Source organism: Oribacterium sp. C9 (assembly GCF_002007235.1).
Lineage (GTDB): Bacteria > Bacillota > Clostridia > Lachnospirales > Lachnospiraceae > Oribacterium.
This window is the reverse complement of record NZ_MUHW01000017.1, coordinates 31,712-49,560: the sequence shown is the minus strand read 5'-3', so window position 1 is coordinate 49,560 and position 17,849 is coordinate 31,712. Positions and strand designations below refer to the sequence as shown.

The following is a 17,849-nucleotide window of genomic DNA, read 5'->3' as shown; positions in this document are numbered from 1 at the left end:
TCAGTTCTCAACTAACCGTATAATCAGTCAACTTTTAGAGATTAATTCCTCTTTTACCGTATTTTCCCTCAACATTCCCGTATATCTACTCTACGCTTTCCGTATGTAAACTCAATTCTTTTCGTATATCCTCTCAATTTTCAACGTATATATACTCAACTCTCACTGAGTTTCTTCTATAAGATGATAAAATAAATAAAATATATATAAATTATATATTATCTACTACTACAATAATCTCTGTAGGAGTTGAGTTATTTTACGGTTTATCCATTTAATGTAAAAAAATACTCCCGGATGATCAGGTATTCATCCGAGAGTTCATAAACTATATTCTAATTTTAAAATCAGTTTTCATCTATCAATGCTTTCAGATCATCAATTATAGCTTTGATTTTCTGAATATCATTTTTGGTAAACTGATAACCACGTTTTTCTTTACGCTTACCAAGCTTTACTACATTATCATTTATCTTGGATAGCATTTCATTTACTGCTATAGGAGCAGATATACCTATAGTTTTGTTGAGCTGTTCTGCATCAGCTTCCTTTGCATCCTTCAGGATCTTTTGATATTTATCCGCTTTTTCTCTTGCTCTTCGAAGCTGGGCCTGTGTGTTGATGAGTTCCTGAGATGTATTTTCAGTATTGTCCTGTTCATCCTGTACCATGGATTCCAGTTCAATTGTTTTATTTTTCAGACGAACGATCTCAGCTTCCTGCTCTCTTAACTTCTGTTCATTTTCTCTGAGGCGTTCCTCGGCAAGCTTTTGAGCCTTTTGATTCTCCTCATCCTGATTTTTAAGCTGCTGATATTCATCCTCAGTCAGTGTTTCATTATGCTCTGTAATATAGTTCAGTATGTATTTCTGTACCTCTATACTTCTTGATGCATATTGGTTAGCTTGGTTTATAGTGATTTTTTCCTCATCCAGCAGATTCTGTAACCCGACTATCAGATTTTTGTTTATGGAATCATACTTACGAATCTGACGGGAAGATATGGAGAGTTTATCAGCGATCCTGTCATATAGCTTTTTCTCGATGCCTCTTTTTTGAAGCAGTTCCATCAGTCTGGCAACTCTTATTCTCATCTCACCCGGATGTGATGACTCAGAAACTGCATCATAGTTCATCAGAAGATTAAGTTCTTCAAGCTCAGTCCAGGGTATGTCATCCCTTAAAATAAGTGCAGGTACTTTTCTATGCATGAAAGAAGAGTCTTCATCCAGAATCATACCAAATGCAGCATATCGTCTATGTCCTGATACTATAACGTAATTACCGGTTGCATTTCCTGTTCTTGATTCTCCGCCATCAAATTCTCTTGCAATAACTATGGCTGACTGGAATCCATTACGTTTGATATTCTCAGCAAATACATCTATATCTGTATCATCTATGTCTCTGTTGTTTGGAAAAGGAACCAGTTTTTCGTATTGAATCATCTCTATCTTAGAGCCGTTACCTAAATCCAGACTTACAGTATCCAGTTTTTTCTGAGTATTTTGAAGTAATATTTGTTTATTTCCATATCCTAAAGGTGCCGGATCTTTCTTTGACGCCATTTTTATCTCCCTGTGTTTTAATTATATAATGTTTATCTCTGTTCCATTTCGAAGCGAGTTTTAGTATTGGAATACTCACGTATCAGTTTTTTATAATCATCCAGATCTATGAGTGACAGCTGCTGAGCTACATTGATATAGTCTGTTCCTGCATTGGTCTTCTTATCGTAGAAGTAGATAGGCATATATCTGGATAAGGACTCTGCGATATTGTTATCATCTCTGATTACTGATTTCAGTGCTATATTCTGAAACATGGAATCGTATGCGGAATATTTCTGTCTAACGAGGGTAGTTCTTGCTTTTACATGTGCAAGTAATACACCTATGATCTGTAATTCACTGTTATAGTCGGATTGTATTCTGTAGTAATCTTCAATTACATCAGAGATACCATCGTATGAAAAGTTTGCTGAGTCTACAGGTATGAGTACATAATCTGATGCGATCAGAGACATATCTGAAAAACTGTCCGCTGCAGGGTTGTTATCTATGATGATCGTATCGTAATTTGATTTTAGTTTATCGAGAACATCCTTTAATCTGTAAAGATCTCTTTCCTGATATCCGTTACTGTAAAAATACTGATCAGGTCTTTTGACATGCTTATTGTTTGGAAGAACATCTACACCAAATTCCGAATGCACAAGTACATCATCAATAGAGGTATCACCAAACAGGAGATCAGTGATATCCGGCTTTTCTTCATCAAATGCTCTATATACCTGACTGGAATTACCCTGACAGTCCATATCAACTATCAAAGATCTTTTTCCTACTAATGTTGGTATACATGCAAGTTCTACGCAGCTTGTTGTTTTTCCAACACCACCTTTTTTATTGAATGCGCATAAAATACTCATGATTCCTCCGTACAAATGTTCGATAAAACAATAGATATTAATTATTGTACATCATTTTTTGCGTAAATGAAATATTTTTATACTGATTTTATTAGTTAGTACAAATTACAGATCAATACCGTATGTAATGTTTATATTTTCTTTTTCTTTCTCTGATAACTTTATTTTTTCAAATCGGTATAACTGCTTTATATCAGGATATTTTTTGGTATCGACCTTCTCCATGAACATTTCATAAGGACGTACGTATATCTGACAGTCTCCGTATAAAGCCTGATATACCATCATAGGTTCTCTGGTTTCTGTATGAGTTGCTACGCCTATTATTTTATACAGATATGTTGAGCTGTTTCGATCTACAGTTTCTCTTTTAAAATGCTTTACGATATCTCCTGATGTAAAATTTCTTTTCAATGTCTCCATTATTTTTATCCTCCTGATTTTTTTTATGGTTATCACTTTATTGTTTTTATTTTTTCTTTTATTTAATTCCTAAATCTATAATATCTTTTCTATATTAAAAATCATTCTAAATTAGCCAACCCATCCTTAAGTAAAGTTAATCTGTTGTATTGATATCTAATAAATTATATCAAGTTTTCGTTTTAAATAAATTTGATGTCATTTAAATTCTTTATTAATTTCATTGAATTTTTTCTGTTTGAATATTGATATAAACTAACATCAAACTGTTTGATTTGAAAAATGTGAACTCAGTTCACATTTTCATCCGGAATACTCAGCCCATTTAGTTTGTCTTGCGAAGATCTGATGTAATATGACAGGTTTCTGTGTAACATGTCACGGAGCAAGTTTATAACTTCATTTGTTAAATCTAAAATATACATAAATTAAATAAAAATTTTGCGTAAAATAGCATGGTCAGGAGGCGTGAAACATTCCTGATGGCAAACAAATGAAAAAATAAAATTGGAATATGTAGTGCTATGGGAGCAAATGAGCAACTATATGATGTGGTTTCTTAGGCTGTGAAACATTTTTCAGGATTCCGTGAAACATCATTGATGAATCTGCTAAGACAAAGTGAATTTGAACCGGGTTCAATTTTAAATGCTGGTGAATCGACATTGTAAATAGCGTGGTATTTGGATTACCACGCTAAAGGAAAAAGAAGACTAATAGTTATAGTCAGAGGTTCGAATTAAAAATAAGATACTAGGAATTAACACAACGATTCATGGTGCGCTGTTTATTGATATCATTGTTTTCAACATTGATAAGATCAAAAGATCTGTTTTTGGAAATTTTACGTCTGTTCCTCTTATTAGAAGAGGAACGGAACATAAAAAGTGAAACAACAGCATCAAGAATATAATAACCAAGAATGACGATTGCAGTTACAAGAATAAAATTCATGATAATAATGTCCATATTGTCCTCCCCCATTTAGATTTCAGATTGATTATTTAAGATTTGATTCGACGTTAAATTATACACATATAAGTTAAAAGTTAAAACAATATTAAAAGTATAAAAAAAGAAAGAAATGTCATAAAAAAGTAATAACTATTTATATTGTAAATATTAAATGCGACTAAATAAAGATTATACGAGAGAAAAAAAGGGATATTTTATCGTTTTGTAAGATTTGCACAATTTAAAAATCAAAAATTGTACAAATTTAAAAACGTTATTGACACATGAGGTCAATGCGTGATAGAGTTCACCACCGTCACAGGGAAGTGATCAGCTCGTTGAAACTTTTAAAAAGTTGTTTATGAAAGGAGTCATAAATGAGAGCACTGATTGAATTTATAAATAATTTCACCAGATGTGTGCGTTTTGAAAATGAATACAGATGGAATGATGATTACAGAAAATTCATTATTGAATAATTGACTTGTAATTACCTGTTCAGATGGGAGAAGCCATTCACTCCTTACTTATAGAATTAAAATCGAAAACAGGTAATTGACATATATTGAGGACTACGTGAAAGTTCGTAGTCGGTGACATTAGCTCGTACATCGATGTGGATCAAATCAGGCATCTGATGTTAATTATGAGAATAATTTTATCGGGAGAAGATTCCTGATGCGTAGCTGTGTCATAGAGTGATATTGCTTGTATACTCATCATCACACAATTTGAGATATATATAGAAGAAACAAATAGTATTTGCCAGTATACTACTCGCTGAAAGTGAAAGCTTTCGTACATATAAACTATATAATTAGTACATTCTTCATGCCAGGGAGTTTGTACTAAGTAATTGGTTTCCTTGTATCCCCTTCAATATTCGGAATTACCGTAAATATTATCTCCTGAAAGAATATAATATAGTTTAAATGTAAAGGTTGATTCGTAAAGTACTCAAATATAGATGTGTGAATGATGAGTGAAGCTCTATCTAAGATCTGATTTGAATTATAAAATACCCTTCGACAGGATGTGAACTCAGTTCACATCCTGTTTTTTGTTTTGAATGGAAGAGTAGTGTATTGAAATTGAGATATGAATAAATAAAGACAAAAAATCAATTTTCCTGCCTCAAAATATAGGTAAGCATCTCGATAAGGATGATCAATAGAGCCTGTTGATCAAGTGAAATAATACCACTTTGCGTTGGTGATAAAGAAATGACATGTGAAAAACCAAGATTCGTTGTTTTTTTAGCGGTAGTTGTAATAAGCCAGAATTTGTCAGTTAACTGTGAAATATCAGTAATTATGGACTGATATGATTTCATATCATGCAGTACACTAAAGACAATTACAGTAGAATTTTTATCTATAATTTTTTCATAATGTTCATAAGTAAGAAGATCTGATGCAGTCATGCATGTGATGCCCAGATTCGTCATATTCATGGCAAGCTTTTCACATACAACTTTGTTTCTGTAACGTCCCAGTGCGAAGACCTTGTCGGATGAGTTGATATCATCAGCAAGCTTTTTCAGGGAGTTATCACAAGAACCGGGTATGGAAAGGACTGCATCGGAATAAGCATTGGCAATTTTTGAAATAGGATCATCCGAAACCGAGTTCAGATTCTTTGAACGAAGCCATGTTTCTACTTCAAATTTAAATTCTTTATAACCGTTAAATCCAAGCCTTTTACAAAAACGAAGCATGGCAGAGGTGGATACTCCGGCGAGACTGGCGATCTGAGTGATGGTATAGTTATGCACCAAATCAGGATCTTCAGATATGAGATGATACAATTTGCGCTCATTTGTAGTATATGAATTCTTAAAATGATCCAAAGTTTCTATAATATTCATAATGAAACCTCTGCAATTATTAATAAACACTAAAGTCGTGAATAATATAACAAAAAAGCATTGCAATATCTACATCTCGATGATAATATTCTCACATGCAATCATAATTGTTTGACAAAATTGTCTAACAATAGTCGATGAGAGGAAAAAAAGTATGAAAAAGACCAACATTGGAAGAAAAGTAACTTCCGTTGTGTTAGTAGGTACTATGACTGCAGCGGCACTTGCAGGTTGCGGATCAAATACTAACACACCAGCAACAACAACAGCCGCAGCTACAGAGGCTGCAGCAACTGAGACAACAGCAGCTGCTGAAAAGCCGGCAGAGGGTGGAGTTTCAGGAACATTCTCAGGAGAAGCAGTAGGACAGGGCGGTGCTACTAACCCGGTTAAGGTTACACTTACACTTGATGCCGGAAAGATCGCAGATGTTCAGATCGAAGGTGCAGGAGAGACACCTGGTATCGGTAGCAAGGCTATCGAAGAGTTCCCTGCAAAGATGATCGCAGGAAATACAATTCAGGTTGATGCGATTTCAGGTGCAACTATTACATCAAAGGCTATCGTAGAGGCAGCTACAGCAGCTCTTGCTGAGGCAGGCCTTAAGCCTGAGGATCTCGAGTCTGTAGAAGTTGAGGCAGCCGCAGCACAGGCAGAGGATATGTCTATCGATACAGATATCGTTGTTGTAGGTATGGGTGGTGCCGGTATGACAGCAGCCATTACAGCAGCTGATGCAGGCAAGTCAGTAGTTATCCTTGAGTCACAGCCTATGGGCGGTGGAAATACTGTTCGTTCAACAGGTGGACTTAATGCTGCCGGAACTGAGGAGCAGAAGTCAAATGAGTTCACAGAGGCTGACGGTGTAGAGAAGACACTGAAGACAGCTAAGGAGAAGTGGGCCGATAACGAGACCATCACAAAGCTTGCTGCAACAGTACAGCAGCAGTGGGATGCTTACAAGGCTTCACCTGATGGATACTTTGATTCAGCAGAGCTTATGGCTCTTGATACTATCATTGGTGGTCACGGAATCAATGATCCTGAACTTGTTTCAACACTTACAAACGGTTCAGCAGGTGCTATCACATGGCTCAAGGAGCACGGCGCAGATCTTCCATCAGTTGGTGCAGCCGGCGGTGCTTCAGTTAAGCGTATTCATCGTCCTGTAGACGATAAGGGCAAGACAAAGGCAGTAGGTGCTTACATTGTTCCTGTACTTACAAAGAACGTAGAGGACAGAGATGGAATCGAAGTTTACTACAATACAACAGCTAACAAGATCCTTATGGAAGATGGTAAGGCAGTTGGTGTAGTTGCAGAGGGTGAGACAGGAAATACAGTTACTGTCAATGCCAAGGCAGTTATCCTTGCAACAGGTGGTTTCGGCGGAAACCAGGATATGGTTGTAAAGTACAGACCTGACCTCAAGGGATTTGTTTCAACAAATGCTGACGGTGCCAAGGGACAGGGTATCGAGATGGCAACAGCTGATGATGTAAAGGCTGATGTAGTAGATCTTGATCAGATTCAGATCCATCCTACAGTTCATACTGATCCGGACGGAAATGCTCATCTTATCACAGAGGGTGTTCGTGGTGATGGTGCTATCCTTGTAAACAAGGAAGGAAAGAGATTCTACGACGAAGTTTCTACAAGAGATAAGGTTTCTGCAGCTGAGATCGAGCAGACAGACGGTGTTGCATACCTCATCCTTGATCAGACAATGATCGATGGATCAGCTGTATATCAGGGATATCTTGATGCTGGTTACGGCGTAAAGGGTGAGACATACGAAGAGCTTGCAAAGGCTATAGGCATTCCTGAGGATGCATTCAAGGAGACAATGGAAGGCTGGGCAAAGATCTGGGCTGATAAGGCAGATCCTGAGTTCGGACGTACATCATTCTCTAACGAGAACAGCCTTGATAAGGCACCTTACTATGCTATCCTTGTATCACCTGGTATCCACCACACAATGGGCGGACTTAAGATCAATACAGCTACAGAAGTTATCAACACAGATGGCAATGTAATTCCTGGTCTTTTCGCAGCCGGTGAGGTTACCGGAGGCGTACACGGCGGAAACCGTCTTGGTGGTACAGCAGTAACAGATATCATCGTATTCGGTCAGATCGCAGGCGACAGCGCTGTAAAGTACGTTGGATAAAAAATAACATATAGTTTTTTGAGGAATGTGGTTTTCCCACATTCCTCTTTTTTTATTTACATAAGCTGCGAGCGAGTTGTATATTATATACAAATATATCAGATGCGAAGCGTGCTGTTTGTGCGATTGCACCAAAGAACAAGATAAATACTTTGGTGAAGGGACTGAATATATTCTATTCAGTACATGGTGTGAGAGATAATTTACGAAAGACGGTTTCGTATAATTGAGGTAAGGGGATGAAAGAATTTAAGGAAAGGAAGGATGCATTACAGATCATAGGTCTGGTACTGAATCATGGATCTGCAACGGCTTCTATGATAGCGGAAAATGTAGGAGTTTCCGAAAAGACAATAAGGAAACGAATTGCATATGCAAACGATATTCTTAGAGATAACGATGCAGGGGTGCTCGTGGCGAGACCAAAGATCGGAATAGTATTAAGCGGAAATCAGGAACAGAGAGGAAAGGCATTTGACCTTATTTATATGAAAAAGGACGATTCCGACGATTGCAGCAATGAGCGGATGCTTGAAACATTAAGACTTGTCCTTAGGTCAATACACAGAGATATCATCACTATAAATCAGATTTCGGATGAGCTTTATATGAGTCCGCCAACAGTGGCGAGAGAGATAAAGGCGTGCAGAAAGTGGCTCAGTGGATTCAACATAGAACTTAATTCAGTCCGAAACAGGGGACTGGAGATAAGATGTACAGAGCTTGATTACAGACAGGCGCTCAAAGAGTATATCTGTAAGCTATGTGAGCCGTCTGATATAGATAGAGAACTCAGATTCTTTTTTCCGGAGATAAACATTGGACTTATACGTGAAGCCCTTATATGGGTGGAGAATGAATGGAACCTTCTCCTTACGGAATCAAGCTTCGCTGAGATCCTGACCTACCTATGTATCGCGACATTCGAAAATGTCCGTAAAAAGCATGAACTCAAACTGACATTTTCCGAAGAGGAAGTCAATCGTTACAATGAGTATAATTTTGCCGAAAAGGTTTTTCGTCAGGTCAATGACCATCTCGGACTTACTTCACGAGCTGAGGAGATAAGATATCTGACGATTCAGATCCTGTGTTCAAAGGTCATTTCTTCTGCCAATGCAGACCCCATAAATATGGTGAGGGAATATGACCAGAAACTGCGGGATTTCGTAAACAGGACCATAACAGTCGTGTCGGATGTTCTGAACACAGATCTTTCTCAGGATGAAAGACTTTATGAAGGGCTTCTCAATCACATAAGGGCGCTGATTTTCCGTCTTAAGTACGGTCAGACTGTAGACACTACGGTCAATTCCTATATAAGAGAGAATTTTATCACTACCCTTAAGGTTTCATGGCTTGTGTCAACATTGTTCGAAGAATACTTCTCTCTTTCCATAGGTGATGATGAACTGAGCTACATAGCACTCTACATTCAGACTGCCATCGATTGCAGTCGGAGACCTGCAGAAGCTGTGCTTGTGACAGATCAGAACAGCTCTGTTACCAGACTTATACACGACAGGATAGTTCATACATCCATGGATATCGGCAAGATAGAGGATGTTACAGTGCATCAGTTTTTGAGAAGTAAATATCCTTCTGCGGAGCTGGTCATTTCGCTGGTTCCATTGGAGAGTAAAGACGAGAGGATTCTGGTGCTGAAGGATCCTTTCCATGAGAAGAATCGGGAAAAGATACATGAAAAGCTTATGGAGATTAGGGCAAAGAGACATTGGCAGAAACCACATTTCAGTTCGGTCTGTCACAGACTGTTCGAGCCTGATCTCATGATGACAGATGTACATTATGAAAATAAGGATGAGCTTCTTTATGATATGTGCAGTCTTTTGGAAAATAAGGGATATGTGTCTCATGAGTATTATGCCTCTGTAATCAAAAGAGAACGGGCGGCCAATACTGCCATCGGAGGGGATGTGGCCATTCCTCATGGGGACATGAGTTTTACCAATGAATCGAAGATAGTGGTTGCGATCCTGGATGAGCCCATAGACTGGGGCGATGAAAAGGTGGATGTTGTGTTTCTCCTTAACATACTGATGAAGTCAGAGGCGGAGGTCAGCAAATGGCAGGCATTTTACAGGCAGTTTATAAGTCTGACTGACTCACGTGAGGCTATAGATAAAATGAGGGATTGCTGTGATCCGGTGGAGCTGTACTGTTATCTGGTACAGTGAGGGGGATGCGAAGCCGGGCATACGCGCTAAAAAAGCTTATTTAATTTCAGAAAAAAATTAATTAGAAGAGGTCGTGAATTGATGACAGGTGCTGCGGCAAAGGGCGGAATATCATCATTCACGGCTTTTTTGATGTTGTTAAAAAGCTGATGCTACTCCCCATTACGAAAGCCCTGCAAAATAAACAAAACCATTTTCCTAATACGGAAAAAGAAAATTATTTTTCACCAATCTCCAAATGTTAAAATTTAAATAAAGAAAGAGATGTTTTAATTTGGAAACAGATAGGCCGGGAATCAGTTTAAAAGACATGACGGAGAAGACAGGATATTGACTATAAAATGATGTGAGTATCGGTAAATAGTAAGTCATGTGAATCAAAAAAAGGGGGTGGATGTGATGGATCTTAGGGAAATATTGAATCCGGAGATCATCGATCTCAGGGTTAAGGGAAATACAAAGAGAGAAGTGCTGGAGAATCTGAGTATCCATCTTTTGGAACAGGGATATATAGGAGATGTGAAACAGTTCGTAGATGATATATTCCTGCGGGAAGCGGAGGGTCCCACAGGAATGGGGGAAGGTCTTTCCATACCTCACGGTAAATCAGAGACAGTAAAGAAGATAGGTATAGCCATCGGGCGCACAGTGAATCCCATTGCATGGGAATCGGATATAAGCGACAGCGGATGGCAGGAGACAAATCTTATCTTTCTCTTCTGTGTCAGTGTAGATAATTCCTATGCAGAGAATCATTTGCTGCTCCTAAGTGAGCTTGCGGGAAAACTCGGAGATTACGGTCGTGTACAAAGCCTGCTTTCCGCAGAAACCGCTGATGAGATAATAGAAGATCTGGTTTCCGATAAAGCTGAATTTGAATGTGATAAGACAAGCGAGGAAGAGATCGTGGAGCTTGATATCGCATTGTAATAGTTAAAAAAAAAAAGAAAAGGGAGGTGAAGATGTGAATATCGTAGGCATTACCGCCTGCACAGCGGGTATAGCACATACCTACATCGTTGCTGAAAAGATCCAAAAGGCAGCGGAAGAGGCGGGCAACAAGTGTAAGATCGAGACCCAGGGTACTGTGGGAGTGCAGAATGGTCTCACGGCGCAGGACATCGCAGAGGCGGATGTTGTGATAGTGGCTCATGACATTCAGGTGCATGGTCTGGAACGGTTCAAGGGAAAGCCCACTGTGGACATTCCTATCAGTGTGGCGATGAAGAGTCCGAAAAGTCTGATAGCGACTATTCAGAAGAAGCTGGCAAAGTAAAAGTCGAAGGATAAATTAACAATTGATTCAGTCTTTTCTGTGAAAGAGGACTGAACACAAAAATACATTAATGGAAGGGGAAGTAAAAAATGAGTATTAAGGAATTGAAGAAACATTTGATGACTGGTATTTCTTACATGATTCCGATGGTAGTGGCAGGCGGTATGCTGGGAGCTTTTGCAAAGCTCTTCGGAACCTACAATATCGGAAGTCTGGGACCTGAGGCAGGGGCTACGGCATTCTCAAATCTGAATGCCTTCACATGGACAGAGTTTTGGTGGGCTATCAGTAAGCTTTCAGATTTCGCCATGAGCTTTGCGGTTCCTGTTATGGCTGCGGGAATTGCCTATTCCATGGCTGATCGTCCCGGCATCGTTCCTGCCTTTGTAATGGGTTATGTGGCGAATCAGGCGAAGGCCGGTTTTCTGGGCGGTATGCTCATGGCCTTCATCGTAGGCTTCATAGTCAACTGGATGAAGAAGTGGAAGCTTCCCAAGGTTCTGGAAAGTCTTAAGCCGGTAATGATCATTCCGGTGCTTTCCACCTTCCTGGCAGGTATGTTTTTCTTCATGGTGGTATGCCATCCGATGGCAGCTGCAATGACAGCTATCCAGATGTGGATCCAGTCACTTTCAAACGGTTCTCTCTTCATCATCGGCGCAGTTATCGGTGGATGCATGGGCTTCGATATGGGCGGTCCTATCAACAAGACAGCTTCCATGGCTGCCAATGCCTTGTTCGCTGACAACCCTGAAGGCATCGGATCCGCAGCTGAGTCTGCAAAGATCATCGGTGGTATGACACCTCCTATAGGTATCGGTATCGCTACACTTATCGCAAAGAAAAAGTTTACAGAAGAGGAAAGAAATGCAGGTCTTTCGATGATTCCTATGGGACTCTGCTTCATAACAGAAGGTGTTTTGCCATTTGCAGCCAATGATCCTCTGAGAGTCATCCCTTCATCTATGATCGGTTCAGCTATCGCATCAGGTCTTGCCATGGCGTGGGGCTGCCATACACCTGCGGCTCATGGAGGAGTTTTCATCCTTCCAGTGACTGAGAGATGGTACATGTTCGTTCTTGCACTTATCATAGGTTCTGCTGTTACTGCTGTATCCTATGCTTTCCTCAGAAAGCCTGCTTCAGAAGAGGCGGTTAAGGAAGAAGAGGTCAACGACGAGCTTGAGATCGCCATCAATGTATGATGATATAGAGGTTAAATTATGTTCGTTTCTATGAAAGATATACTGGAGCATGCCAATGTCTACAATTACGCGGTAATGGCGGTAAACAGTGTAAATATGGAGATGGCGAGGGCTGTCATCGAAGCCGCTCAGGAGAAACATTCACCCATAATCATTAACTTAGGTGTAGGTCAGATGAAGAAGCTGGCGCATCCCACTGAAATGGTGCCTATGATACGTGAAATGGCAGAGAGAGCTGACGTGCCGGTAGCATTGAACCTGGACCACGGTTCAAAGTTCGAAGATGAAATTTCGGCCATACGATACGGATTCACTTCGGTGATGATCGACTGTTCAGCCCTTCCCTATGAGGAGAATGTGAGCCGGGTGGCAAATATCGTTGCCCTTGCTCATGCAAAGGGAATCGCAGTTGAAGGCGAGCTCGGTCATGTGGGACAGGCCTTTCAGGGTGATGACGGAAAGGTGGATCTCTATACCAATGTAGCTCAGGCCAGGGACTATGTTGACCGTACAGGAGTGGATGCCCTTGCGGTTGCCATAGGCACCGCACATGGGGATTATCCGAAGGGTATGACTCCGAGACTTGATTTTGAAAGGCTTAAGGAGCTGAAGGCTGAACTCAGGATGCCGCTGGTGCTTCATGGAGGTTCAGGTTCCGGTGAGGAAAACATCAGAAAAGCCGTGGAGTGCGGCATCAATAAGATCAATGTCTGCACCGATGCCTTTCATGCGGCAGAGGATGCCATGAAGGCGAAATGGGCTGAGAATCCGAAGGCGAACTATCTGGAGATCATGGCGGCGGCTGAGGCTGCAGTAAAGAGATTTGTCATGGATTACATAGACATGATAGGTTCGGCTGACAGGTACGGATATGGCGAGTATCTCGCCGAAAAGGAAGAGATAGTGGTACTGAAGAAAACGGGTTGAATTTTGGTCACCTGCTTCTCCGATGTTTTCTGCCGGTAAAGAAGATACCGGAATAAACGCCAACAGCTAAGGTATTATGGAGCAGCAAAGAACAGGGTGACTTAACACAGGAGGAAATGGTATGTTACGATTTATAATAATGCTGATAATTCTTATAGCAGGACTTGGAAGTCTTCTTCAGGCGAAGCTGGAGTTCGCAAAAAGACAGCGCATAGAGCCTGACAATAAATGGAGTTATCGTGAGCAGATCTGGAGACGTATAGGCTATTTTCTCTGTGCCGTAGATTTCATAATCGCCGGATTTATCAATTTCTGATATCAGACAATTTGCAACATAAATTAAGTAAAAAAATCTCCCTGCCGGCTTTTGCCGTTGGGGAGATTTTGTACTAAAGGAGCATTTTTATACCGGTCTAAAGCCTGGAAGCGCCCGCATACTGATGGGAAAAATATCAACCTCTGATGCAGATGATTTGATGCAGAAGAATATGAAAAGACACATAACAGGCTGTCAGAGTTTCAAAGTGAACTGCTCACATATATCAGACTTCTTTGATATCAGTAGCGATCAATTCGAAATTATCACTGTTTTCCAGATATACATTCAGGTCATTGATATTGGAATATGTGATTCCATCCACACAGGAAAAGGCATTAGGCCCGATGCCGATAACATCAGTGTTCTTTTTTCGTAATTTAAAATCCAGACACTCAAAACCTTCTAAACCGAAACAATAAGGTAAATATTCCGTGTACCCTCTTTCTTCAAGCTTTTCTTTCACGTACTTATAGGATCTTTGGATATCCGGCAGAAATCTGTTTGAGTTTTTCAGATACTCCGGGTGTTCATCATAAAGCTTTTCAATCGCAGAATCTTTTTCAATTTTTAAGGGATGAAGAGTTATCTCTTTTGCGTCATGAAAATCACAAAGAGTATGTATCTCTTCCTCCAGATTAGCTTCATTTTGTCCCGGTAGTCCTATACCTAAGTCATAGTTTACATTTTCAAAGTGATTCTTCAGAAAAACGGGTAATGTCCTGTCCATGGCATTGTCCGTTTTCTTATGACCTAAGAAATTATGCAGGAAGAAACTATTAGTCAAATAGTCAATACTGATTCTGTTGATTCCCTTTTCTATATATACCGGGAAATAATTGTCATTTAATTTTCCGGGGAAAACCTTTAAGCTTATCTCTGCATCGCTGCTGACAGTAAACTGACATTTTATATTTGATAATATTTCTTCAATGACGTTTGGTCTGATTGAACCAGGTACACCTCCGCCAAAGTAGATGCTTTTAACTATATAATCATGCTTATAGTTTTCATCAAAGCTTTCTATTTCCTTTATGATGGCTTTATAGAAAGCTTCTCTTTGACAGTCTTCTACCATGTGATTCCTGATATCACAGAAAATACAGTTGTTGGTACAGTAGGGAATGTTTATATATAATCTAAGATCTCTCATCTCACACCTTCTCTCAATATGAAAAGAATAATATATTTAATTATGCTTTTCAACTTGGTAAAATATAATCAATATACACAAATGACGGGGCGGGAGTGTCATGGATATTAAACAGCTTAGATACTTTGTAGAAGTAGCTAAACATCGGTCGGTTCAGAATGCGGCTGATGCACTATTTGTAAGCAGGCAATGCATCAGTAAGAGTATCCAGAATCTGGAAAAATCCATCAATCATGATCTGTTTCTTCGTTCTAACGAAGGAATGGAACTTAGTGAAGCCGGAATGAAGTTTTATTCCAAAGCAGAGAAGATCGTTGAGGCTTTTGATTCCTTATCTTCGGAAATGAGATCATGTGATGTGACAAGAACACCGTTAGATATTTGTATACCGGAAACACTGCAATCATTCTATCAAAGAAAAATAGATGAGTTTGAGAGTAAATATAAAAATTGTCTATTAAATGTGACTGTTTGTAAGGATGCCAGAGCACATGATCTCTTTTCAAAAAGAGAAGTTGATTTGATAATCACCTGGAATGATCAGAACAATTCGAAAAATATATTTGATACGGTAACTATGTACGAACCATATGTTGCGATGTCAAAAAATAATCCATTATCCGTAAAGAAATCAGTGACTGCTGAAGATCTGAAGGGATCAAAGTTTGTTTATTATTCTGACGGATATCCGAAAAATTTATTCATGAAATATTTTTCAAAAGAAGATGGCTGTGTCATGGATGACATGCTGATGATATATTCGTTAATTTACGAAAACAAGGCTGTATTTCCGCTTCCCAGGATAGCTGTCACCAGTTTTGTAAAAGATATAGTTTACCTTCCTGTGGAAAGTAACTCAGGAAATGTTTTTGGAACAAAAGCGATCGTAAGAGAAGATGTGCTGATGAATCCGCTGAAAAAAACATTATGTGTAGCTTTGATAAATAAACTAAAGGAAGCCGTGTGAATTTTATAATCTGTCAACTTTTGGTTGCGGCGGAGAAGCTACTATTTGCTACTCAAGCTAAATCTGTACTCTTATAATTTAATCAGATGTTAAATTATAGGAGGGAGCGGAACACATGTCTAAAAACTTATCAAGAAGAGAATTCCTAAAGGGTGCGGCTGCCGGTGCTGCAGGACTTGCAGCCAGCAGTTTTTTGAGCGCTTGTGTCGGTGATATTCCTGAAGCAGAAAGCAGACCTTCAGAATCAGGGGAATCTGTAAAATCTGAGTCTTCTCAAAGTCCGGAAACAACAGCAGCTGAGAAGTCAGTACCGGCTTCAGAACCCGGTGATTTTGTTTTGAATGCAAAGAACTACAATCAAACAAAATGGAGCTTCGAAATTCCGCCTGAACCGGTTCCGGATTCAGAAATCAAAGAAACTATTACACATGATATCATCATCATAGGTGCCGGAATGGCCGGCCTGGTAACTATGTGCAGCGCCATGGAAAAGGGTGCTGACTGCTATATGTTCAGTGCTTCAACACGTCCTTATTCTCGTGGTGGAAGCAATCATGCTATCGGCAGTAAATATCAGAAATCTAAAGGGGTTAAGTACGATCCTGAAATCGCAAGAGAAATTGTTAAGGCTGAGCAAACCGCCGGAACTTACTTCATGGATAAGAAGAAGTGGGAAAGATGGATCAATAATTCCGCTGAGTCTATTGACTGGACTATTGATAAGATGGCTGCGAAAGGATTAAAAGCATCTTTGGAGCCGGGATACTGGGATCCGGACGGAACTTTAACAGTACCTCATGCTTCTCATAATTTCTATAATGATGAACAGCCTTTTGGTGCTTTATTTGGAGCTCCGATGCAGGCACAGGCCTATGCGGACACCATAACAGATGATCTGCACGGAACAATTGAGTATGAAACCGTTGCCAAATATCTGATCCGTGAAAATAACAATACAGGAAGAGTAAGTGCTGTAGTTGCTCAAAGAAAAGATGGTTCATATGTAAAATATGTTGGAAGAAAAGCCATAGTAATGGCAACAGGTGACTTCTCAACAAATCATGATATGATGGCAAAGTATTCCCCCTGGGCGTATGAAATCTTTAAGGACAAGCTGAAAACAGAGACAAACTATGATTCCGGTCTTGACTATGATGGATTGATGCCGGGAGATGGACAGAAGATGGGATTATGGGTTGGAGCTGCATGGCAAAAAACATTTCCAAATGCTCCTATGATCAATGGAGGTGTCAGCGGACCGGCACATGCAGTTATTTCTAACTTCTGGGGATTAAACGTAGATATCCATGGAAACAGATTCCAAAATGAAGTTACCAACTTTGCTTATGGTGCTATCTCACTGCTTCAGTTACCGGAAAGAACTGCTTACGGTATCTGGGGTGAGAACTATGCATACACTCAAAAAGAATGGGAACCATTTGGCCATTGTATAGATGAGGAGAATGGAATTAAAGCATATACACCTGAGGAATATATAGAGCAGTGGAAATCACGTTATATGCATTCTGACACAATCGAAGGTCTGGTAGACCAGTTTGATATGTCGGAGGAAGATAAGAAAAATTGCATAGAAACCATCAAGCGCTATGATCAGTACGCTCGTAACGGTTTAGATGAAGAGTATCATGTAAATCCCGAAGTATTGTATCCGATAGAAGGACCTTACTATGCATCAAAGAACACAGGCGCAACATTTTTAACTGTTTGTGGCGGATTAAGAACTAATGAGAAGATGCAGGTATGTGATGAAAATGATAAACCTATCGAGGGATTATACAATACCGGCATCATGACCGGTGACTTCTATGCAAACACATATAATTTCGTAATGCCGGGACAGAATTTAGGTGCGGTTTGCGGTACTTTGTCTTACCTGCTAGGAAGAGATCTGGCTGAGCTTTGATATGTTATACACATAAATATAAACATGGAAATTTAAAC

General features: G+C 39.6%; 15 protein-coding genes. 9 read left to right on the top strand and 6 right to left on the bottom strand.

What is annotated here, in order from left to right; genetic code table 11:
* Positions 1–347 precede the first annotated feature (347 nt).
* From BXO88_RS11265 to BXO88_RS11245, 5 genes are all read right to left on the bottom strand, one after another.
* Positions 348–1,568 (bottom strand): ParB N-terminal domain-containing protein, encoded by a 1,221-nt coding sequence (locus BXO88_RS11265; protein WP_078037831.1) that lies wholly within the window; start codon positions 1,566–1,568, stop codon positions 348–350.
* Between the two features lie 32 nt (positions 1,569–1,600).
* Positions 1,601–2,431: a ParA family protein gene (locus BXO88_RS11260; RefSeq protein WP_078037830.1), complete on the bottom strand. Its 831-nt coding sequence runs from the start codon at positions 2,429–2,431 to the stop codon at positions 1,601–1,603.
* Between the two features lie 105 nt (positions 2,432–2,536).
* Entirely contained in the window at positions 2,537–2,854 is a 318-nt protein-coding gene (locus BXO88_RS11255) for a DUF1653 domain-containing protein (RefSeq protein WP_078037829.1), read from the bottom strand.
* Between the two features lie 753 nt (positions 2,855–3,607).
* The gene (locus tag BXO88_RS11250; protein WP_078037828.1) at positions 3,608–3,823 is read right to left on the bottom strand and encodes a hypothetical protein; all 216 of its coding nucleotides are present in this window, start codon (positions 3,821–3,823) and stop codon (positions 3,608–3,610) included.
* A gap of 1,105 nt (positions 3,824–4,928) precedes the next feature.
* Positions 4,929–5,675, bottom strand: a complete 747-nt coding sequence (locus tag BXO88_RS11245; RefSeq protein ID WP_078037827.1) for a MurR/RpiR family transcriptional regulator — start codon at positions 5,673–5,675, stop codon at positions 4,929–4,931.
* A gap of 154 nt (positions 5,676–5,829) precedes the next feature.
* Between BXO88_RS11245 and BXO88_RS11240 the strand changes: the two genes are divergently transcribed.
* From BXO88_RS11240 to BXO88_RS16335, 7 genes are all read left to right on the top strand, one after another.
* Positions 5,830–7,845: a flavocytochrome c gene (locus BXO88_RS11240; RefSeq protein WP_242945206.1), complete on the top strand. Its 2,016-nt coding sequence runs from the start codon at positions 5,830–5,832 to the stop codon at positions 7,843–7,845.
* Between the two features lie 239 nt (positions 7,846–8,084).
* Positions 8,085–10,043, top strand: a complete 1,959-nt coding sequence (locus BXO88_RS11235) for a BglG family transcription antiterminator (RefSeq protein ID WP_078037826.1) — start codon at positions 8,085–8,087, stop codon at positions 10,041–10,043.
* 399 nt (positions 10,044–10,442) lie between these two features.
* A complete protein-coding gene (locus BXO88_RS11230; protein ID WP_078037825.1) occupies positions 10,443–10,973 on the top strand; it encodes a PTS sugar transporter subunit IIA in 531 nt (176 codons plus the stop codon).
* 34 nt (positions 10,974–11,007) lie between these two features.
* Positions 11,008–11,319 (top strand): PTS fructose transporter subunit IIB, encoded by a 312-nt coding sequence (locus tag BXO88_RS11225; RefSeq protein ID WP_078037824.1) that lies wholly within the window; start codon positions 11,008–11,010, stop codon positions 11,317–11,319.
* An 89-nt stretch (positions 11,320–11,408) separates the two neighbouring features.
* Positions 11,409–12,524, top strand: coding sequence for a PTS fructose transporter subunit IIC (locus BXO88_RS11220; RefSeq protein ID WP_078037823.1), 1,116 nt, complete (start codon positions 11,409–11,411; stop codon positions 12,522–12,524).
* Positions 12,525–12,542: 18 nt separating this feature from the next.
* On the top strand, positions 12,543–13,451 hold the full coding sequence (locus BXO88_RS11215; RefSeq protein WP_078037822.1) for a class II fructose-bisphosphate aldolase: 909 nt from the start codon (positions 12,543–12,545) through the stop codon (positions 13,449–13,451).
* 121 nt (positions 13,452–13,572) lie between these two features.
* On the top strand, positions 13,573–13,767 hold the full coding sequence (locus BXO88_RS16335; protein WP_139355577.1) for a hypothetical protein: 195 nt from the start codon (positions 13,573–13,575) through the stop codon (positions 13,765–13,767).
* A 226-nt stretch (positions 13,768–13,993) separates the two neighbouring features.
* On the opposite strand, the gene BXO88_RS11210 is transcribed toward BXO88_RS16335, so the two are convergent.
* A complete protein-coding gene (locus BXO88_RS11210) occupies positions 13,994–14,920 on the bottom strand; it encodes a radical SAM protein (protein ID WP_078037821.1) in 927 nt (308 codons plus the stop codon).
* A gap of 100 nt (positions 14,921–15,020) precedes the next feature.
* Between BXO88_RS11210 and BXO88_RS11205 the strand changes: the two genes are divergently transcribed.
* Positions 15,021–15,887, top strand: a complete 867-nt coding sequence (locus BXO88_RS11205) for a LysR family transcriptional regulator (protein WP_078037820.1) — start codon at positions 15,021–15,023, stop codon at positions 15,885–15,887.
* 115 nt (positions 15,888–16,002) lie between these two features.
* Complete coding sequence (locus BXO88_RS11200; protein WP_078037819.1) at positions 16,003–17,811, top strand: FAD-binding protein; 1,809 nt, start codon at positions 16,003–16,005, stop codon at positions 17,809–17,811.
* Positions 17,812–17,849: the final 38 nt, after the last annotated feature.